Source organism: Paracoccus aeridis (assembly GCF_004923205.2).
Taxonomy (GTDB): Bacteria; Pseudomonadota; Alphaproteobacteria; order Rhodobacterales; family Rhodobacteraceae; genus Paracoccus; species Paracoccus aeridis.
Map to the genome: position 1 here is coordinate 48153 of NZ_SELD02000001.1, position 18291 is coordinate 66443.

Sequence of the window (18291 nt, forward strand, 5' to 3'; positions counted from 1 at the left end):
ATGTTCGGCATCATCGGCATCGCCCTGACCGTCGCGATGGTCTTCGGCGGCTACATCCTCGCGGGCGGCAAGATGGGGGTGATCACCCACTCGCTGCCGTTCGAGATGATGATGATCGGCGGCGCGGCGGTGGGGTCGTTCCTGCTGTCGAACAGCTCGGACGTCCTCAAGCACACGCCGAAGGGCCTGATCCGGGCCTTCAAGGGCCCGAAATGGCACGACGAGCATCACCGCCAGGTCCTGTGCCTGCTGTTCGAGCTGCTGCGCCTGTGGCGGTCGAACCCGGTCGAGCTGGAGGAGCACATCGAGACGCCCGAGACCTCGAAGATCTTCGCGACCTACCCCGCGATCCTCGCCGACGAGCAGGCCGTGCGGCTGATCACCGACACGCTGCGATCCGCGAGCCTCAACTACGACGACCCCTACCAGGTCGAGGACATGCTGGCGCGGCGGATCACGCTTCTGAAGGACGAGGCGATGCACGTGCCGCACGCGCTCCAGAACATGGCGGATGCGCTGCCGGCGCTGGGGATCGTCGCGGCGGTGCTGGGGATCGTGAAGACTATGGCCTCGATCGACCAGCCGCCAGAGGTGCTGGGCGGCATGATCGGCGGCGCGCTGGTCGGCACGTTCCTGGGCGTGTTCCTGGCCTACGGGTTCGTCGCGCCGCTCGCGCAGCGGCTGGGCGAGGTGATGAAGCAGGACCTGTCCTTCTACGACGTGATCAAGTCGGTGCTGGTCGCGGGGCTGCACCGCCATGCCACGAACCTGTGCGTCGAGGTGGGCCGGCAGGCTGCGCCGGATCATGTCAGGCCCAGCTTCGTCGACGTGGAAAACGCGCTCCGCGACATCAAGAAGGCCTCGTGATGCTGCTGGCGCTCGCCGTTTCCGCCTTGCCCGCCGCCGCCGCCGGGGCGCCCCCCGATGCCGCGGCGTTCACCGCGGCGGCCACCGACTGGGTGCTGTCGGGGCAGCCGCTGCCGCCCGACTACCTGCAGCGGCTGGCCGCGATGGCGCCCGACCAGCGCCTGCTCGCGGTCGTGTTCCTGCGCCGTTCGGGCCTGCTGGAAGGCCCGGCGATCCCCGCCGCGACGATCCTGGCGCCCGCGCCCGACCCGGAGGAAGGGCAGTGACCGCCGCCGCCCGGGGCGGGACGCCCGCCTCGCTCCGCCCCATCGCCGTCACCGGCGCCCTGCTGCTCATCACCCTGTCGATGGTGATCCCGATCCCGGCAGCGGTCCTCGACCTCGGGATTGCGCTGTCGATCGCCAGTTCGGCGCTGATCCTCGTCATGGCCTGCCTGGTCCAGAAGCCGACCGACTTCCAGGCCTTCCCCGTCCTGCTGCTGGTGACGCTGATGGTGCGTCTCGCGCTCAACGTCTCGTCGACCCGCCTGATCCTGACCGAGGGCCACACCGGGCCGCAGGCCGCGGGCGACGTCATCATGGGGTTCGCGAACTTCGCCGCCGGCGGGTCGCTGGTCGTGGGCCTCACGATCTTCGCGGTGATCTCGGTCGTGAACTTCATGGTCATCACCAAGGGCTCGGGCCGGATGGCCGAGGTTTCGGCGCGCTTCGCGCTCGATTCGCTGCCAGGCAAGCAGCTCGCGATCGACGGCGACCTGAACTCGGGCGCGATCGACCATGCCGAGGCCAAGCGCCGCCGCGTGGCGGAGCAGAGCGAGATCAGCTTCTTCGGCTCGCTCGACGGGGCGTCGAAGTTCGTCAAGGGCGATGCGGTCGCGGGCCTCGTCATCACCGCGATCAACCTGGTGATCGGGCTGATGGTGGGCATCCTCGCCCACGGGCTGCCGGTGGTCGAGGCGATGCACAGCTATTCGCAGCTGACCATCGGCGACGGGCTGGTGAGCCAGATCCCCTCGCTCATCACCTCGATGGCGGCGGCGATCCTGCTGTCGCGAGGCGGCGCGACCGACACCACCGCCGACATGCTGACGCGGCAGTTCTCCGAAGGATGGCACGCGCCCGCGATCGTCGGCGCGGCAATGGGGCTTCTGTCGATCGTCCCCGGCATGCCGACGCTGATCTTCCTCGCGCTGGCCGCCGGCTCCGGCACGCTCGCCTGGCGCAACGCCCACCGCCCCGTGGCCGAGGAGGCGGCGCCGCTGCCCGAGGCCGCGCCGGTCGACACCCGACCGAGGATGGGCGACATCCTCGACACCGACGAGATCGGGGTCGAGATCGGGCCCGACCTCATCTCGGGCGCGCTCGACGGCGCGCGGGGCTTGGGGCCGCGGATCAACAACCTGCGGCTGCACATCGCGCGCAGCCTCGGCGTGATCCTGCCCGAGGTGCGGATCACCGACGCGCCGGCGCTGGACGGGGGCGACTACGTCATCCGCATCCACGGCGTCGTGCGCGCGCGCGGCAACCTGCGCCACGCGCAGATCCTCGCGCTCGGCGACGCCGAGACGCTGGCCGCGATCGGCGGCGAGCCCGCGCGCGAGCCGGTCTACGACAGCCCCGCGCGCTGGATCGCGCCGTCGGAACAGGACGACGCCGCCATCGCCGGCGCGACGGTCGTGACCCCGATGGAGGTCCTGTCCACCCACCTGATGGAGACGGTCAAGGCGAACCTGCCCGCGCTCTTCACCCTGTCCGCCATGCAGCGCCTGATCCAGGAGCTGAAGTCGCTGAGCGACGAGGGGCGCGCGCAGTCCTACCAGCGGCTCTTCGACAACATGATCCCCGACAAGGTCGCGCCCGACCTGCTGCTGGCGGTGCTGCGGCTGCTGCTGGCGGACCGGGTGTCCATCCGCAACCTGCCGCTGATCGTCGAGGCGGTGTACGAAAGCCGCAGCCCGGATCCCGACCTTGCCTGCGACGTGGTGCGCCGCCGCCTGCGCGGGCAGATCACCGAGCAGCTCGCCGATCCCGAGGGCCGCGTGGACGTGCTGCAGCTGCACCCCGGGTGGGAGGCCGAGTTCGTCCGCGCCGAGGCCGAGGCCGGCCGCCAGCCCGGCGCGCTGAGCCAGCCGCTGATCAAGGCCATGACAGACCAGCTGAAGCGCACCGCCGCAACGCTGGCGGCAGGGGCGCAGCCGGCCCTGGTCGTCCCCGACCACCGCCGCCGCGCGGTCCGCGCGATGGTGGGGGCGGCGGGGCTCGGCTGGCCGGTCCTCGGCATCGACGAAGTCGATCCGGCCGCGCGGATGCGGCTCCTGGGCACGGTCGAGACGTGATCCCGGCGCTCGCCCAGCTGCAGCAGGTCGTGCCGCTGCAGGCGCTGCTGCCGCTGGTGCTGGTCTATGCCCGGGTGCAGGCCTGCGTGCTGATGCTGCCGGGGGTCGGCGAACAGGCGGTTCCCGTCCGGGTCAGGGTCGCGGTTGCAATCGCCCTGACGCCGATGCTGTCGGGCGTCGCGCAGGTGCCGGACGCGGCCGCGGCGACGCAGATCACGATCGCGGTCCTGGTCGCGGCCGAGGTCGTGACGGGCCTCGCGCTGGGGGTCATGGTGCGGCTGATCGCTCTGGCGCTCGACATCGCGACGACGGCGATGGCGCAGACCGCGTCCCTGTCGCAGATCATCGGCGTCTCGAACGAGATGGCGCCGCACCCGATCGGGAACCTGCTGCACCTCGCCGGGATCGCCCTGCTGATGGCGCTCGGCCTGCCGGCCATGCTGACCGACCTGCTGGCCGACAGCCTGCGGCTGCGCCCGCCGGGCGGCTGGCCCGACATCCAGGCGGTGTTCCCGGCGATCGTCGAGCTGGTCCGCAGCAGCTTCGGCCTCGCGCTCGTGATCGCGGCGCCCTTCGTCCTCGGCGGGTTCCTGTTCCAGGCGCTGTCGGGGGTGATCGCGCGGGTCATGCCCGCGCTGCCGATCAGCCTCGTCGCGGCGCCGGCGGGCATCCTGCTGGCGCTCGTCGCGCTGACGGTCATGTCGCCGGTCGTCCTGCGGATCTGGGCCGACGCGGTCCTGTCGGTTCCGCTGCCGGTGCTGCCGTGACGGGCGCGCGGCCATGAGCGAGGACAAGGACGACCGCCAGTACGACCCGTCCGAGCAGAAGCTGCGGAAGGCGCGGGAAAAGGGGGACATCCCGCGCTCGCCCGAGACGGCGGTGGCCCTGTCCTATCTGGGCACGGCGCTGGCGCTGGTGCTGTTGGGGGGCGCCGCGCTGGACGGCTGGTCGGCGATGGCCGAGCGGCTTCTGGGCGCGGAGCCCTGGCCCGAGGCGCCGGCGGCGGCGGCCGACCTTGCCGTGGCGCTCGGCCGCCGCAGCGGGGCGGCGGTGCTGGCGGTGCTCGCGGCGCCCGCGGTCCTGGTGCTGCTGGGCCTCGTGGTGCAGCGCGGGATCACCTTCACGCCGTCGAAGCTCGCCCCCGACATCAACCGCATCAACCCGCTGAAGAACGCGGGCCAGAAGTTCGGCCGCCAGGGCCTCGTCGCGTTCGGGATGCAGCTCGGCAAATGCACCCTCGTCGGGGCCGGAGGATGGATCCTCTTCAGCCAGCTGATCGACCGTCTCGGCAGCAGTGCCCATCTGCCCGCAGGGCAGTGGACGCAGGCGCTGCCGTGGCTCACCCGGCAGGCGCTGCTGCTGGCGCTCGGCGTCGCGGTCGTCTTCGCGGCGATCGACATGTTCTGGAAGCGGCTCGACTTCATGCGCCGCAACCGCATGACCCGGAAGGAGGTCGAGGACGAGCACAAGGAAAGCGAGGGCGACCCGCACTTCAAGTCGGCCCGCCGCCAGCGCGCGATGGACATCGCGCTGGGCACCATGCTCGCCGACGTGGAAAAGGCCGACGTGGTGATCGTGAACCCCACCCACTACGCCGTCGCGCTGGAATGGAAGCGGGGCAGCGGGCGGGCGCCGGTGTGTCTTGCCAAGGGCGTGGACGAGGTCGCGCTGCGGATCCGCGAGCGCGCGCGGGAACACAAGGTGCCGATCTGGTCCGACCCGCCTTGTGCCCGCGCGCTGCACGCGACGGTGAAGCTGGGCGAGGAGATCCCGCACGATCAGTTCGGCCCCGTGGCCGCCGCGATCCGGTTTTCCGAGCAGATGCGGATCCGCGCCCGGCAGGGCTGGTCGCAGGCCCAGGGCGCGGCCGGGGGGCGGCAATGACGACCGAGGCGCAGCTGGACGCGCTTTTTCGCGTGGCGCAGCTGAAATCCGACCTCGAGCTGCGGAAGTTCTCGGCCTTCCGCGGCCACGTGGTCGCCATGGAAACGCGGATCGACCGGATCAGGGGCGAGCTTTCGGACCTCTGCGCCAGCGCCGCGCCGGACTCGCTGGCCGACCTTCGCGCGGCCGCTGCCATCGCCGGGCGCGACGCGGACGCGCTCATGCGGGCCGAGGCGGAGCTTGCGCGCATGCGGCCCAATTTCGATGCCGCCCGCGCGAAGGCGGTGCGGGAGTTCGGGCGGGCACAGGTGCTTTCGCATCTGAAGGCGGGGGCGGCCGATGCGCGCCGCGCGAAGCGGGACGGGACGCCGTGACCGCCGGCGCCGCGCCGAGGTTGCACATCGCCGCAGGAACCTGCTACCGACCCGGTGCTGCAAAGGGGAACGCTCGCCATGTCGCATCTCGACGCCGTCTCGGACCAGTCCACCCGCCGCGTCTGGACCGCGGCCGAGGCGAGGGCGGTGTTCGACCTGCCGTTCATGGAGCTTCTGTTCCGTGCCCAGACCGCCCATCGCGCGCATTTCGATCCCAACCGCATCCAGCTGAGCCGGCTTCTGTCGATCAAGACCGGCGGCTGCCCCGAGGATTGCGGCTATTGCAGCCAGTCCGCCCGCCACGGAAGCGACCTGTCCGCGTCCAAGCTGATCGAGGTCCAGCGCGTGATCGCCGAGGCGAGGAAGGCCCGCGACGCCGGGGCCACCCGCTACTGCATGGGCGCGGCCTGGCGCAGCCCCAAGGAACGCGACATGGCGCAGGTGATCGCCATGGTCGAGGGGGTGAAGGCGCTGGGCATGGAAACCTGCATGACGCTGGGGATGCTGGACGCGGGGCAGGCGCGCCGGCTGAAGGATGCGGGCCTCGACTACTACAACCACAACATCGACACGTCGGAAGCCTATTACGACAAGGTCGTGACCACCCGCAGCTTCGCGGACCGGCTGGATACGCTGGCGGTGGTGCGCGACAGCGGGATCAAGGTCTGCTCCGGCGGGATCCTCGGCCTGGGCGAGGGGAGCCAGGACCGCGTGGACATGCTCGTGACGCTGGCGAACCTGCCCGAGCCGCCGGACAGCGTGCCGATCAACATGCTGATCCCTATCCCCGGAACGCCGCTCGCGGACGCGGACCCGGTCGATCCGATCGACTTCATCCGCACCATCGCTACCGCCCGCATCATGATGCCGTCCGCGCATGTGCGCCTGTCCGCGGGCCGCACCGCGATGACGGACGAGATGCAGGCGCTGTGCTTCCTGGCCGGGGCGAACTCGATCTTCGTGGGCGACACGCTCCTGACCGCGGGCAATCCGGACGAGGACAAGGACATGCAGCTGCTGGCCAAGCTCGGCATGCAGCCGATGGTCGCGCACGAGCATGTGCCGCAGGACGCCGCCTCCGCGCCCGCCGCGCGCGAGCGGATGCCGGTCCCGATCCTGCGCTGAGCCGTGAACGCCGGGCCACCCCGCCTTCCGTCGCCCGACCGGCTGGCGCCGTTCCGCGATGATCTCGACGCGCTCGCGTCGAAGGGGCGGCGGCGCGCGCTGGCGGGCCGGACGGGGGTCGATTTCGCGTCGAACGACTACCTGGGGCTTGCGGGATCGCCGCGGCTGTCCTGCGCCGTGCGTCGGGCGCTGGATGAGGGCGCGCCGGTGGGGGCCACCGGATCGCGGCTGCTGCGCGGCAACGACGACTGGCACGAGGCGCTGGAGGCGCGGGCGGCCGGGTTCTTCGGGGCCGGCGCGGCCCTGATGTTCGGGGGCGGCTACGTCGCCAACGTCGCGCTGTTCGGCACGCTGCCGCAGACGGGCGACCTCTTGCTGATGGACGACCTGTCGCACGCCAGCACGCGCGAGGGCGCGCGCCTGACCCGCGCGGTCGTGGCCGTCTTCCGCCACAACGATCCGGGTCACGCAAGCGAGGTGATCGCGGACTGGCGGCGGCGGGGTGGGACGGGGTCGGTCTGGATCGCGGTCGAAAGCCTCTACAGCATGGACGGCGACCGGGCGGCGCTGGACGATCTTGCCGCGCTCGCGGACGAGCACGGCTTCCTGGTCGTTGACGAGGCGCACGCGACCGGCGTCTGGGGCGCAGGCGGGCGCGGGCTCGCCGCGCATCTGGAAGGGCGCGACAACGTCGTCTCGCTGCACACGCTCGGCAAGGCGCTGGGCGGGTCCGGGGCGATCCTGTGCATGGCGCCGGCGCTTCGCGACTTCATGGTGAACCGCGCCCGCCCCTTCATCTTCGCGACCGCGCCGTCGCCGCTTGTCTGCGCGGCCGCGATCGAGGCGCTCGCGATGGTCGAGGACGAGCCGTGGCGCCGCGACGCGCTGCATGCCCGCGTGGGCCTGTTCGGGCACGAGCTTGCCGCCCGCCTGCCGCACCTGCCCCCGAGCGGCAGCCAGATCGTGCCGCTGATCGTGGGCGGCGCGGCGGAAACGATGGCGCTCGCGGCGGCGCTGCAGGCGCGGGGGTTCGACCTGCGCGGCATCCGCCCGCCCACGGTGCCGCACGGCACCTCGCGGCTCAGGCTGTCGCTGACGCTGAACGCGTCCGAGGGCGACATCGTGGCCCTTGCGCAGGCGCTGGAGGAACTGTGGCCCGCTTCGTGATTTCCGGCACCGGGACCGACATCGGCAAGACGGTGTTCGCCGCCGGGCTGGCCGGCCTGATCGGCGCCGATTACTGGAAGCCGATCCAGACCGGCGTGACGCCCGGCGATCCCGACGCGCCGCGCGACGCGGGCTTCGTCGCCCGCATGACCGGCGCCCGCATTCACCCTGAGACGGTGGTCCTGCCCGAGCCGCTGTCGCCCCACCGCGCCGCCGAACTCGCAGGCGTCACCATCGACCCCGCCGCCATCGATCCGCCCGACGTGGACCCGCTGGTGATCGAAGGCGCGGGCGGCGTCCTCGTCCCCGTCACGCGCGACCTGCTGTCGGCGGACCTCTTTGCGCGCTGGGGCGTGCCGGTGATCGTCTGCGCCGCGACGGGGCTCGGCACGATCAGCCACACGCTGACCGCGATCGAATCCCTGCGCGCGCGGGGCTGCCCGCTGCACGGGGTCGCCTTCATCGGCGACGACAACCCCGACAACATGGCGACCATCGGCCAGATCGGCCGCGTCCGGGTGCTGGGGCGGCTGCCGCGGCTGCCCCGTCTCACCCCCGCCACGCTTGCCGCGGCGATGCGCGACAACTTCGACCCGAAGGACTTCGCGGCATGATCGACGGACCCGTCTGGCACCCCTTCACCCAGCACGCGACGGAGCCCGCGCCGCCCGTCGTCCGCCGCACCGAAGGCGCCTACATCCACACCGACCGCGGCCGCCTGATCGACGCGGTGTCCAGTTGGTGGGTCATCACCCACGGCCACCGCCACCCGCCGATCATGGACGCGATCCGCGATGCGGCCACCCGGCTTGACCAGGTGATCTTCGCCGGGCTGACCCACGACCCGGCGGAACAGCTTGCCGCCGCGCTGGTCCGGCTCGCGCCCGAGGGGCTGACCCGCGTGTTCTATTCCGACAGCGGCTCGACCGCCGTCGAGGTCGCGCTGAAGATGGCGCTCGGCTACTGGCGCGCCGCGGACGGGACCGACGCGCACCACCGCATCGTGGTGATGGACCGTTCCTATCACGGCGACACCATCGGCACGATGAGCGTGGGCGCGCGTGGGGTCTTCAACGCGGCCTACGGTCCCCTGATGTTCGACGTGGACAGGATCCCCGTCCCCCGCGCCGACGGGGCGGCGACGCTGGACGCGTTCCGCGCGCTGGCCCGGGGCGGAGAGATCGCGGCCCTGGTCGTCGAGCCGCTGATCCTCGGGTCCGGCGGGATGCTGATGTACGACGCCGCCGTGCTCGCCGGGCTGCGGCGCATCTGCGACGAACACGGCGTCCTGATGATCGCCGACGAGGTGATGACCGGCTGGGGGCGCACCGGTCGGCTGTGGGCCTGCGACCATGCGGGGATCGCGCCGGACATCCTGTGCACCTCGAAGGGGCTGACCGGGGGCGCGGTGCCCCTGGCCGCGACGCTCGCCTGCGAGAAGGTCTACCAAGCGCATTACTCGACCGACCGGGCCCGGACGTTCTTCCATTCCTCCAGCTACACCGCCAATCCGATCGCCTGCGCGGCGGGGCTGGCGAACGTGCGGATCTGGGAGGCGGGCGGGATGCAGCCGGTGCTGGACCGGGTCGCCGCGATGCAGGCGGAACGGCTCGCGGCGCTGGCGGCGCGCCCGGGATGGGAAAACCCGCGCCAGCAGGGGACCATCGTGGCGATCGACCTGTCGGTCGGGCAGGCGGGCTATCTCGCCGAGGACGGGCCGGTGATGCGGGCGCATTTCATGGACCGCGGCGTCCTGCTGCGCCCGCTCGGGAACACGGTCTACGTCATGCCGCCCTATTGCGTGAGCGAGGCCGACATGGACGAGATCTGGGCCGCCATCGCCAGCTATCGCTGAGCGGGCCGGAACGAAGAAGGGCGGCGGGATCATCGCCCGCCGCCCGGACCCATAGCGCCTTCGCGGTCAGAGCCCCAGCGAGTGATAGCTTTCCGCGATCCGGCGGATCGACACCATGAAGCCCGCGGTCCGCAGGTCGGGGACGCGCGGGTCGCTTTCCATCTGCTGGTGCATCTGCTGGAACGCGCCGCGCATCGTGTCGTCCAGACCCGAGCGCACCAGTTCCAGTTCGTTCGCGCCGGTCAGGTAACGCTGCTTGAACCCCGTCGACAGCGTCCAGCCGAGGCCCCGGTCCGCCGAGAGGCGCTCAAGCTCCTCGACCAGCAGGCGGTGGCGGTCTTCCTCCTGCCGTCGTTCCAGCCGCCCGAACGAGATGTGGCTGAGGTTCTTGACCCATTCGAAATAGCTCACCGTCACGCCGCCCGCGTTGGCGTACATGTCGGGCACGATGACGACGCCGCGTTCGCGCAGGATCGCGTCCGCTTCCGCCGTGACCGGACCGTTCGCGGCCTCCACGATCAGCGACGCCTTGACGTTCGCCGCGTTGCCGGCGTGGATCGCCGCCTCCATCGCGGCGGGGATCAGGACGTCGCAGTCCATTTCCAGCGCCTTGGATCCGTCCGCGTCGTAGGTCGCGCCGGGGAAGCCCCTGACCCCGCCGGTCGCGCGCATGTGCGCCTGCAGGTCGGCGATGTTCAGCCCGTCCGGGTTCACGACCATCCCGTCCCGCTCGGCCACGGCGACGATCTTCGCCCCGTCCTCCTGCGACAGGAACTGCGCCGCGTGGAAGCCCACGTTGCCCAGACCCTGCACGATGATCCGCTGCCCTTCGAGCGAGCCCGACAGGTTCGCGCGCTTCAGGAGGGTGGGCGTGCGGAACACCTCGCGCAGCGCGTACTGGACGCCCCGGCCCGTCGCCTCGACCCGGCCGGCGATCCCGCCCATGCCCAGGGGCTTGCCGGTGACGCAGCCGCGCGCGTCGATGTCCTCGGGGTGCAGGCGCTTGTAGGCGTCGGCCATCCACGCCATCTCGCGCTCGCCCGTGCCCATGTCGGGGGCGGGGACGTTCTGGCTGGGCGAGATCAGGCGGCGGCGCGACAGTTCGTAGGTGAAGCGGCGGGTGATCTGTTCCAGCTCCGCCGGCTCCCACGCGAGCGGGTCGATCCGAAGCCCGCCCTTGGAACCGCCGAACGGCAGTTCGACCAGCGCGCACTTGTAGGTCATCAGCGCCGCCAGCGCCTCGACCTCGTCCTGGTCGACGTTCATGGCGTAGCGGATGCCGCCCTTCACGGGCTCGTTGTGTTCGGAATGGACCGAGCGGTAGCCGACGAACGTCTGGATTTCCCCGCGCAGGCGCACGCCGAACCGGACCGTGTAGGTCGAGTTGCAGACGCGGATCTTCTCGGCAAGTCCCGGAGGCAGGTCCATGAGCGCGACGGCTTGCGAGAACATGGCATCGACAGAATCGCGGAACGATCCGGCTGAGGTAGTCATGACGTATCCTTGCAGAGGTGAAGGTGGTGGCCGCAGGCTGGCACAACTCTGCCCATCCCGGAAGCATCTGGCGCGGGCAATAAGCAGGGCGGCGCGGGCGAAAGGTCAGGTCGGCGCGATGCGGCGCCCGGCCCGCCGGGGTGATCGCGGCGCGCCCGCAACAACTTGATCGCGCCGTTCCGCGGGCGGGTTCTCAACGTGGGGGCGACCGGGCTATAAGCCTGATGATCGGCCGGAACCCGCGCCTGCGGCGCCGCCAGAGACCAGACGAAAACCACCAAGCCAACGAAGGATGACATGTTCCCCAGACTGATCGCCCTGGCGCTCGCCGCCGCGCCTCTCGCCGCCTGCGCGCCCGCACCGGCTCCGGTCCCGGCCGTTCCCGTCGCCGCGCCGGTCGCCCCGGTCGCCCCGGTCAGCGGCATCGCCGGGCTCGAGGAACGCCAGCCCGACGCCTGCCACGCGCAGGACTACATCGCGGCGCTGGGCCAGCCCGGTTCGGTCATCCCGTCGCTCGGGGTCACCCGCAAGTACCGCGTGGTCGAGTATCGCGGCATCGAGCCGCAGGAATACGACTCGCTGCGCATCGTGTTCCGGCTGGACCAGGCCGGCAACATCTACAACATCGACTGCGGTTGAAGGGAAAGACGATGAAACAGCTGCTTCTTGCACTTCCCCTGCTGGCGCTCGCCGGCTGCGTGCAGCCGGTCCCGGTCCCCGTCGAGGAGCCTGACCAGGACCTCTGCCGCGCCGCGGCGCTGCAAGGGCTTGTCGGGCAGCCGCGCACCGTGCTCAGCACGATGATGCTGCCCGCGGGCTCGCGCGTGATCGAGCCGGGCCAGGCCGTCACGATGGACTACCGCGCCGACCGCCTGAACGTCGAGATCGGCACCGACGGCCGCATCTCGAAGGTCGGCTGCTACTGATTTCCGCCGGGCGCGGCCGATGCCCGCCCGGCGATCACGTGATGCGCAGGGGGCCGCGACGCGGCCCCTTTGCCATTGAACGGCGCGGTGGCTGATGCCACCTTGGCGTCATGCTGATGTCCGTTCCTCCCTCCGGCCAGCCGCCGGTTCCAGAACAGATCGCCTTCGACCGGGCCGAGCTTTCGATCATCCTGTCGATCTACGGCCGCATGGTCGCCGCGGGCGAATGGCGCGACTACGCCATGTCGTTCCTGCGCGAGGTGGCGGTGTTCAGCATCTTCCGCCGCGCGGCCGAGACGCCGATCTACCGGATCGAGAAGCGCCCCAGGCTGCGGGGCGCGCAGGGACAGTACGCGGTGATCGGCATGGACGGGCGGATCCTGAAGCGGGGGCACGACCTGAAGACCGTGCTCCGCGTGTTCGACGCCAAGCTGATCCGCGCCGTCTGACCGTCAGGCCTGACCTTCAGGCGCCGACTGCCACGCGCCGATTGTCAGCCCCCGGCCGTCAGCCCCCAACCGTCAGCCCCGGACCCTCAGGCCTCGACCGGCTTGATCCGCGCCGCGCTGCCGTCGGCGAAGGCGCGCAGCCGTTCCTTTGCCGCCTCTTGCGTGTTGACCACGCCCGCCACGACCGATTCCGCATAGGCCGCGTCCAGCGCCGACATGTTCTGCATGTGCGAGATCGCCGAGCAGATCGCGAAGTTCGACAGCGGCGGGTTCTGGGCGGCGGCGCGGGCAAGCTCCATCGCCTTCGCCTCGCTGTCGTCCACCAGATACTGGGCAAGGCCCACGTCCACCGCCTCCTGCCCGCGATACAGGCGCCCGGCCAGCATCATGTCGATCATCCGCGCCTTGCCGATCAGGTCCGCGACCCGGATCGTCGCGCCGCCGCCGGTGAAAAGGCCGCGCTGCCCTTCGGGCAGGCCGAAATAGGTCGACTGGTCCGCGACCCGGATATGGGCCGCCGAGGCGAGTTCCAGCCCCCCGCCCACGACCGCCCCCTTGAGCGCCGCGATCACCGGGACGCCGCCGTATTCCATCTTGTTGAACGCCTCGTGCCAGCGCAGGCAGACATGCATGAAGTCCGAGGCCGACCGATCCGCCTTCCAGTGCTCCACCAGGTCCAGCCCGGCGCAGAAATGGGTGCCCTCGGCGCGCAGGACGCAGGCGCGGACGCCCGATCGGGGCATCGTGGAGAAGACGTCGATCAGTTCCTCGACCGTGGCCTCGTCCAGCGCGTTGCGCTTGGCCGCGCGGTTGAGCGTGACGACCGCGATGCCGTCGGCGTCGACCGTCACGGTCAGGTTCTCAAGGTTCAGGTCGGACAACTGGCGCATGGGATCAGCCTTTCGTGATGGCGTGGATGACGGCGGGGACGGTCAGGATGCTGACCGCCGTGGAAATCAGGATCGCGGCCGAGGCGCGCTGCTCGGCCACGCGGAAGTGGTGGGCGAGCATGTAGACGTTGCCCGCGACGGGCAGGGCGGCGGCGGCCACCATGATCCCGGCCGGGCTCGGCGGGACGCCGAAGGCCCAGGCGGCGGCAGCGACGGCGGCGGGGTGCAGGATCAGCTTGGCCGCGCTGAGCCACACCGCGGGGCCGACCCGGCCCACGGGCCGGGTGGTGAGCGAGGCGCCGATCGCGAACAGCGCGCCGGGCGTGGCGGCGGCGCCCAGGAGCGTCAGGAAGTCGTGCGCGGGCGGCGGCAGCGGCAGGCGCAGCGCGGCCCACGAAAGCCCCGCCGCCATCGACACGATCATCGGGTTGGTGACCACGCCCTTCAGCGCGGCCGCCAGCGCCCCGATCCCGACCCGCCCGTGCCGCGCCGCCGCGATGATGAGCGTGATGAGCGTGGAAAAGACGATCATGTCGAGCGTCAGCACCATCAGCACCGGCCCGACCGCGCGTTCCCCCAGCAGCGCGACCAGCATCGGCACGCCGAGGAACCCGGTGTTCCCGGTCATGCCCACATGCGCCTGCATCGCCGAATCGGCGAGCGGCTGCCCCATCCGGCGCGACACGGCGAAGCCAAGGGCCCACAGCGCGCCCGAGCCCACGAGATAGGCCGCGACGAAGCGCGCGTCGAACAGTGCCCGCAGGTCCAGGGTCGCGGCAAAGCGGAACAGCATCGCCGACAGCGCGAACCAGAACACGAAATGGGTGAGCCAGCGCGTCGCCTCGGCCGGGAAGACGCGGAGCCTGCCGGCCAGCCAGCCCAGGCCGATCAGCGCGAAGAACGGCAGCGTCTGCAGGAAGATCGCCAGCACTCGCCAGCCCTCCCTGCCGTGCCTTCGGCGGCACAGAACCAAATTGCCCGGCGGCCCGCAAGCGCCTGCTGTCAGCCGCGGCGGACGGTGAAGGCGCGGGCGCCGGGTTCGACCGGCTCGACCGAGACCAGCTCGTGCCCGCCCTGGGTGCAGAAATGCGGCACGTCGATCACCGCCGCGGGATCGGTCGCGACCAGCCGCACGGTCGCGCCCGCGGGCAGCGGCTGCAGCGCCTTGCGCAGCCGCAGCACGGGAAGCGGGCACAGCAGGTGTCGCGCGTCGATTTCCAAGGTGCAAGTATCAACGGTCGCAGTATCCACGTCGGCAGTCTCGCCGTCTGTTCCGGCCCCCGTCATGGGTCAGGCGGCGCGCGGACGGACGGCGCCGCGACACCAATCCAGCGCGGCGCCGGGTTCGACCGCCTGCGAGAGGTCGCCCGCGAACTCGGTAAACGCGCCCTGGAACTTGGGCGGGACCGCGACCAACACGGGGATGCCGCTGTCCAGCGCCTGCGCGATCAGGTCGCGGAAGCCGCCGCCCTCTGCCTCGACCCGGCCGAACTTGTTGACGATGACGAGGTCGGCGCCGCGGTCCAGGACCTTCGCCGCGCGGCCCGCGGCGACGGCCAGCGCGCCGCTGTCGAGCCGGCAGCCCTGCGAGCCGGACCCGAGCGATTGCGAGATGCGGACGGGCGCGCCGTCGCAGCCCAGCACCGTCAGGTCCATGTCGCAGCTGCAATCCGCGCCGCGTTCGTGGTTGGTCTGCACCGCACCCGCGAGGCGAAGGCCCTCGGCGGCGAGCGTGGCGGCGATGTCCCCCAGCAGCAGGTCGGCCGCGCCGGGCGCATCGGAAAGGGTGACGTGAGCCAGCATGGGTGGATCATAAGGCCGCAGCGGGCGCCCGGCAATGGTTGCGCCCGGGCTGCGTCCGCAGGCAGGATGCGCGGATGGACGTTGCGGGGATCATCCTGGCGGGCGGCGCGTCGCGGCGGATGCAGGCGGGCGGCGCGCCGATCGACAAGGCGCTGCTGCCGCTGGGCGGGCGGCCGATGATCGCGCACGCGATCGAGCGGCTGGGCTGCGCCCGGGCGATCAGCGCGAACGGCGATCCGGCGCGCTTTGCGGCGTTCGGCCTGCCGGTGCTGGCCGATGCGGCGCCCGACCGGCCCGGCCCGCTCGCGGGGGTGCTGGCGGGCATGGACTGGGCCGCCGCCCACGGCTTCGCGCGCATCGTGACCGCCGCCGCCGACACGCCCTTCGCGCCCCGTGACATGGCGGCGGCGCTGCTGGCGGCGGGCGGCCCGGTTGCGCTTGCGACCCACGAGGGCCGCGATCATCCGACGATGGCCGCGTGGGACGTGGACCTGCGCGAGACGCTGAGGGCCGCGCTTGCCGAAGGGATGCGGCGGCCCCTGGTCTTCGCCGAAGCCGTGGGCGCCCGCCGCGTGGACTTCGCCGGGGACGACCCGTTCTTCAACGTCAACACGCCCCGGGACATGGCGCTGGCCGAACGCCGCGCGCGGGGGACCGCCTGAACTCCTGTGGACATTCCGCCCGCCGCTGCATCTAGTGGCGCCGAGACAGCGCGCGGAGGCGAGAGGCATGGACATCAGGGCGCTGGCAATGGGCATGTCCTTTGCCGTGATCTGGGCCTCGGCCTTCACCTCGACGCGGCTGATCGTCACCGCCGCGCCGCCGCTGACCGCGCTGGTGATCCGGTTCGCGATCTCGGCCGTCATCGCCATCGCCCTTGCGCGCGCGCTGGGCCAGCGGATGCGCTTTTCCGCCCGCGAGTGGCGGGCGCTCGTGATCTTCGGCCTTTGCCAGAACGCGCTGTATCTCGGCCTCAACTGGGTCGGCATGCAGACGGTCGAGGCGTCGGCCGCCGCCATCATCGCCTCGATGATGCCGCTGCTGGTGGCGCTGATCGGCTGGCTGTTCCTGGGCGAGCGGCTGCGGGGCACCGCCATCGTGGGGCTCGTCACCGGCCTCGTCGGGGTTGCGCTCATCATGGGGGTGCGGCTGACGCACGGGCTGGACCTCTACGGCACGATCCTCTGCATCATCGCCGTGGTGGCGCTGGCGGTCGCCACGCTGGCCGTGCGCGGCACCGGCGGGGGCGCCAACGTGCTGATGGCGGTCGGCGCGCAGATGGCGGTCGGCGCCGCCGCGCTGCTCGTGCCCGCGCTGATCCTCGAACACGGACGCCCGAGCGCGTGGAGCGGGCCGCTGGTGCTCGCCTTTCTCTACACCATCCTCGTGCCGGGGATCGCGGCCACGTTCATCTGGTTCCAGCTGGTGCAGCGGATCGGGGCGGTCCGGGCCGCCACGTTCCATTTCCTGTCGCCGCCCTTCGGGGTGGCGATCGCGGCCGCGCTTCTGGGCGAGCGGTTCGGGGCCACCGACGTCATCGGCTCGGTGATCGTCGCGGCGGGCATCCTGATGGTGCAGCTGTCGCGGGTGCCCGCCACGGCCGGGCCGGCTCAGGCGGCGGGGGACGACATCCGCTCCATCCACTCCGCGTCCTCGGCGGCCGCGCGGCGCACCGAATCGCGGTCCTGACAGCGGCCCACCCACGCCTCGATCGGCCCGGTTCCGGGAATCATCTGGCGGAAGAACGCGAACGCCCCGGCGATCAGCAGGTCCGCCGCGGTGTAGCTGTCGCCCAGCAGGTAGGAGCGGTCCTTCAGCGCCGCTTCCACCTGCCGGATCGCGGTCGGCAGGTCGCGGAAGGTTTCCTTCAGGCCGTCGTTCTCGATCCCGAAATAGTCGAGGATCGCCACCGGCTCCATCACGCCCGCGTACCAGGCGAGCCACGACAGGAACGGACCGCGGCCCGTCTGCCCGGCAAGCGGCGCGAGGTCGGAGGGATAGCGTTCCGTCAGCCACGCGATGATCGCCGCGCGTTCGCGGATCATGTCGTCGCCGTCGGCGATGAAGGGGACCTTGCCTTCGGGGTGGGGGTTCCTGGGATCGGGCGCGCCCGATCCGTCGCCGCGCCTGATGCCGACGCGCACGATGTCGAGGTCGGCGGGGTCGCCCAGTTCGTGGACCAGCGTCAGGATCGCGGTCGAGCGGCTGTGCGGCGCGTGGTAGAAGGTCGGCATGTGAAGCTCCCGTGTTGGATGGCGACAGAGTGGCACGGGGATCCTGACAGGAAGCGGCAGCATGGCGCGGACCGACAGACTGATGCGGCTGATGGATGCGATGCGCCGGCACGGCGGGCCTGTCACCGCCGCGCGGCTGGCAGAGGAAACGGGCGTTTCGGCCCGTCAGCTTTACCGCGACATCGCCACCCTGCGCGCGGGCGGCGCGCTGATCGACGGCGAGGCGGGCGTGGGCTACCGCCTGATCGAGGATCCGGCGCTGCCGCCGCAAAGCTTTTCCCGCATCGAGATCGAGGCGCTGCTGCTCGCCGTCGCCCAGCTGCCGCGGATGGGCGACGCGGACCTTGCCGAGGCGGGCCGGGCCGCGCTGACCCGGGTGATCGCGACGCTGCCGGAACGGCAGGCGCAGCAGGCGATGCACGCGGTCATGCGAAGCTTTTCCGCGCAGAAGGGGCCTGCCGTGCCGGACCACGTGGACATGGACCTGATCCGCCGCGCCTGCTGGAACGAATCTTCGCTGCGGATCACCTATCACGACCTGAAGGAGGCGGTGACGCAGCGCGAGATCTGGCCGCTGGGGATCAGCTATTCCGAACAGACGCTCATGCTGCTTGCCATGTGCCGGATGCGGGGCGATTACCGCGTCTTCCACATCCCGCGGATGATGCGGGTCGAGGCGGGGACCGAAAGCTTCCGCCCGCGCCGGGTCGCGCTGGTGCGCGCCTATGTCGAGGAACGGCGGCGGCGCGCCGGGTCTTGCGGCGATGCCTGAGCCGCGCCGGCCCGTGCCCGTGCATATGTCCGTGCCATGCCCGTGCCCATGCCCGTGCTCGTGCTCGTGCCCGCGCCCGCGCCCGTGTGCCCGCAACTTGTACCCGCGCCCGCGCG

At 71.5% G+C, this 18291-nt stretch carries 22 protein-coding genes; 16 read left to right on the top strand and 6 right to left on the bottom strand.

From position 1 onward, the window contains the following. The 10 genes from motA to ELI80_RS00315 all read left to right on the top strand — a co-directional run bounded on the left by motA (window position 1) and on the right by ELI80_RS00315 (window position 9607). Entirely contained in the window at window positions 1–867 is an 867-nt protein-coding gene (gene motA / locus ELI80_RS00275; RefSeq protein WP_136648668.1) for a flagellar motor stator protein MotA, read from the top strand. After that, window positions 867–1133: a hypothetical protein gene (locus tag ELI80_RS16265; protein WP_236641246.1), complete on the top strand. Its 267-nt coding sequence runs from the start codon at window positions 867–869 to the stop codon at window positions 1131–1133. Before motA ends, ELI80_RS16265 begins: the two co-directional genes overlap by 1 nt. After that, window positions 1130–3202 carry a flagellar biosynthesis protein FlhA gene (locus ELI80_RS00280; protein ID WP_328592225.1) on the top strand — a complete coding sequence of 691 codons (2073 nt, stop codon included), beginning with the start codon at window positions 1130–1132 and terminating at the stop codon, window positions 3200–3202. The genes ELI80_RS16265 and ELI80_RS00280 overlap by 4 nt, the downstream gene beginning before the upstream one ends. Beyond that, entirely contained in the window at window positions 3199–3969 is a 771-nt protein-coding gene (locus tag ELI80_RS00285; RefSeq protein ID WP_236641247.1) for a flagellar biosynthetic protein FliR, read from the top strand. Before ELI80_RS00280 ends, ELI80_RS00285 begins: the two co-directional genes overlap by 4 nt. Window positions 3970–3982: 13 nt before the next feature. Then, window positions 3983–5086: a flagellar type III secretion system protein FlhB gene (gene flhB / locus ELI80_RS00290; protein WP_136648672.1), complete on the top strand. Its 1104-nt coding sequence runs from the start codon at window positions 3983–3985 to the stop codon at window positions 5084–5086. Further along, window positions 5083–5460 (top strand): hypothetical protein, encoded by a 378-nt coding sequence (locus ELI80_RS00295; RefSeq protein WP_136648675.1) that lies wholly within the window; start codon window positions 5083–5085, stop codon window positions 5458–5460. The genes flhB and ELI80_RS00295 overlap by 4 nt, the downstream gene beginning before the upstream one ends. A gap of 78 nt (window positions 5461–5538) precedes the next feature. Further along, complete coding sequence (gene bioB, locus ELI80_RS00300) at window positions 5539–6585, top strand: biotin synthase BioB (RefSeq protein ID WP_136648677.1); 1047 nt, start codon at window positions 5539–5541, stop codon at window positions 6583–6585. Between the two features lie 3 nt (window positions 6586–6588). Continuing rightward, window positions 6589–7752 carry an 8-amino-7-oxononanoate synthase gene (locus tag ELI80_RS00305; protein WP_236641248.1) on the top strand — a complete coding sequence of 388 codons (1164 nt, stop codon included), beginning with the start codon at window positions 6589–6591 and terminating at the stop codon, window positions 7750–7752. After that, the gene (gene bioD / locus ELI80_RS00310; RefSeq protein WP_136648678.1) at window positions 7737–8366 is read left to right on the top strand and encodes a dethiobiotin synthase; all 630 of its coding nucleotides are present in this window, start codon (window positions 7737–7739) and stop codon (window positions 8364–8366) included. Before ELI80_RS00305 ends, bioD begins: the two co-directional genes overlap by 16 nt. Beyond that, entirely contained in the window at window positions 8363–9607 is a 1245-nt protein-coding gene (locus ELI80_RS00315) for an adenosylmethionine--8-amino-7-oxononanoate transaminase (protein WP_136648679.1), read from the top strand. The genes bioD and ELI80_RS00315 overlap by 4 nt, the downstream gene beginning before the upstream one ends. 66 nt (window positions 9608–9673) lie before the next feature. On the opposite strand, the gene ELI80_RS00320 is transcribed toward ELI80_RS00315, so the two are convergent. After that, window positions 9674–11101, bottom strand: a complete 1428-nt coding sequence (locus ELI80_RS00320) for a Glu/Leu/Phe/Val family dehydrogenase (protein WP_236641249.1) — start codon at window positions 11099–11101, stop codon at window positions 9674–9676. Between the two features lie 297 nt (window positions 11102–11398). On the opposite strand from ELI80_RS00320, the gene ELI80_RS00325 reads away from it, so the two are divergent. The 3 genes from ELI80_RS00325 to ELI80_RS00335 all read left to right on the top strand — a co-directional run bounded on the left by ELI80_RS00325 (window position 11399) and on the right by ELI80_RS00335 (window position 12476). Beyond that, entirely contained in the window at window positions 11399–11740 is a 342-nt protein-coding gene (locus ELI80_RS00325) for a hypothetical protein (protein WP_136648680.1), read from the top strand. Window positions 11741–11751: 11 nt separating this feature from the next. After that, window positions 11752–12027, top strand: coding sequence for an I78 family peptidase inhibitor (locus tag ELI80_RS00330; RefSeq protein WP_136648682.1), 276 nt, complete (start codon window positions 11752–11754; stop codon window positions 12025–12027). A 116-nt stretch (window positions 12028–12143) separates the two neighbouring features. Continuing rightward, window positions 12144–12476 carry a DUF2794 domain-containing protein gene (locus ELI80_RS00335; RefSeq protein WP_438943043.1) on the top strand — a complete coding sequence of 111 codons (333 nt, stop codon included), beginning with the start codon at window positions 12144–12146 and terminating at the stop codon, window positions 12474–12476. 86 nt (window positions 12477–12562) lie between these two features. On the opposite strand, the gene ELI80_RS00340 is transcribed toward ELI80_RS00335, so the two are convergent. The 4 genes from ELI80_RS00340 to ELI80_RS00355 form a co-directional block, all read right to left on the bottom strand. Next, window positions 12563–13366: a crotonase/enoyl-CoA hydratase family protein gene (locus ELI80_RS00340; RefSeq protein WP_136648685.1), complete on the bottom strand. Its 804-nt coding sequence runs from the start codon at window positions 13364–13366 to the stop codon at window positions 12563–12565. A 4-nt stretch (window positions 13367–13370) separates the two neighbouring features. Beyond that, window positions 13371–14297, bottom strand: a complete 927-nt coding sequence (locus ELI80_RS00345; protein ID WP_136648687.1) for an AEC family transporter — start codon at window positions 14295–14297, stop codon at window positions 13371–13373. Window positions 14298–14368: 71 nt separating this feature from the next. Next, window positions 14369–14617, bottom strand: a complete 249-nt coding sequence (locus ELI80_RS00350) for a sulfurtransferase TusA family protein (RefSeq protein ID WP_236641250.1) — start codon at window positions 14615–14617, stop codon at window positions 14369–14371. 39 nt (window positions 14618–14656) lie between these two features. Then, window positions 14657–15169: a DUF2478 domain-containing protein gene (locus tag ELI80_RS00355; protein WP_136648691.1), complete on the bottom strand. Its 513-nt coding sequence runs from the start codon at window positions 15167–15169 to the stop codon at window positions 14657–14659. Between the two features lie 74 nt (window positions 15170–15243). Here ELI80_RS00355 and mobA point away from each other — a divergent pair, with 74 nt between their 5' ends. After that, the gene (gene mobA, locus ELI80_RS00360) at window positions 15244–15831 is read left to right on the top strand and encodes a molybdenum cofactor guanylyltransferase MobA (RefSeq protein ID WP_136648693.1); all 588 of its coding nucleotides are present in this window, start codon (window positions 15244–15246) and stop codon (window positions 15829–15831) included. 67 nt (window positions 15832–15898) lie between these two features. Next, the gene (locus tag ELI80_RS00365) at window positions 15899–16858 is read left to right on the top strand and encodes a DMT family transporter (protein WP_136648695.1); all 960 of its coding nucleotides are present in this window, start codon (window positions 15899–15901) and stop codon (window positions 16856–16858) included. On the opposite strand, the gene ELI80_RS00370 is transcribed toward ELI80_RS00365, so the two are convergent. Then, on the bottom strand, window positions 16780–17403 hold the full coding sequence (locus tag ELI80_RS00370; RefSeq protein WP_136648696.1) for a glutathione S-transferase family protein: 624 nt from the start codon (window positions 17401–17403) through the stop codon (window positions 16780–16782). The genes ELI80_RS00365 and ELI80_RS00370 overlap by 79 nt on opposite strands. 61 nt (window positions 17404–17464) lie before the next feature. On the opposite strand from ELI80_RS00370, the gene ELI80_RS00375 reads away from it, so the two are divergent. Then, window positions 17465–18175 carry a helix-turn-helix transcriptional regulator gene (locus ELI80_RS00375; RefSeq protein WP_136648697.1) on the top strand — a complete coding sequence of 237 codons (711 nt, stop codon included), beginning with the start codon at window positions 17465–17467 and terminating at the stop codon, window positions 18173–18175. Window positions 18176–18291: the final 116 nt, after the last annotated feature.

Excerpts from the sequence above, each read along its gene's own strand:
- motA (WP_136648668.1), top strand. The coding sequence starts at position 1 with ATGTTCGGCATCATCGGCATCGCCCTGACCGTCGCGATGGTCTTCGGC.
- ELI80_RS16265 (WP_236641246.1), top strand. The coding sequence starts at position 867 with ATGCTGCTGGCGCTCGCCGTTTCCGCCTTGCCCGCCGCCGCCGCCGGG.
- mobA (WP_136648693.1), top strand. The coding sequence starts at position 15,244 with ATGGACGTTGCGGGGATCATCCTGGCGGGCGGCGCGTCGCGGCGGATG.
- ELI80_RS00365 (WP_136648695.1), top strand. The coding sequence starts at position 15,899 with ATGGACATCAGGGCGCTGGCAATGGGCATGTCCTTTGCCGTGATCTGG.
- ELI80_RS00370 (WP_136648696.1), bottom strand. The coding sequence starts at position 17,403 with ATGCCGACCTTCTACCACGCGCCGCACAGCCGCTCGACCGCGATCCTG.
- ELI80_RS00315 (WP_136648679.1), top strand. The coding sequence starts at position 8,363 with ATGATCGACGGACCCGTCTGGCACCCCTTCACCCAGCACGCGACGGAG.
- ELI80_RS00340 (WP_136648685.1), bottom strand. The coding sequence starts at position 13,366 with ATGCGCCAGTTGTCCGACCTGAACCTTGAGAACCTGACCGTGACGGTC.
- flhB (WP_136648672.1), top strand. The coding sequence starts at position 3,983 with ATGAGCGAGGACAAGGACGACCGCCAGTACGACCCGTCCGAGCAGAAG.
- ELI80_RS00330 (WP_136648682.1), top strand. The coding sequence starts at position 11,752 with ATGAAACAGCTGCTTCTTGCACTTCCCCTGCTGGCGCTCGCCGGCTGC.
- ELI80_RS00335 (WP_438943043.1), top strand. The coding sequence starts at position 12,144 with ATGTCCGTTCCTCCCTCCGGCCAGCCGCCGGTTCCAGAACAGATCGCC.
- ELI80_RS00375 (WP_136648697.1), top strand. The coding sequence starts at position 17,465 with ATGGCGCGGACCGACAGACTGATGCGGCTGATGGATGCGATGCGCCGG.
- bioB (WP_136648677.1), top strand. The coding sequence starts at position 5,539 with ATGTCGCATCTCGACGCCGTCTCGGACCAGTCCACCCGCCGCGTCTGG.
- ELI80_RS00355 (WP_136648691.1), bottom strand. The coding sequence starts at position 15,169 with ATGCTGGCTCACGTCACCCTTTCCGATGCGCCCGGCGCGGCCGACCTG.
- ELI80_RS00325 (WP_136648680.1), top strand. The coding sequence starts at position 11,399 with ATGTTCCCCAGACTGATCGCCCTGGCGCTCGCCGCCGCGCCTCTCGCC.
- ELI80_RS00320 (WP_236641249.1), bottom strand. The coding sequence starts at position 11,101 with ATGACTACCTCAGCCGGATCGTTCCGCGATTCTGTCGATGCCATGTTC.
- ELI80_RS00295 (WP_136648675.1), top strand. The coding sequence starts at position 5,083 with ATGACGACCGAGGCGCAGCTGGACGCGCTTTTTCGCGTGGCGCAGCTG.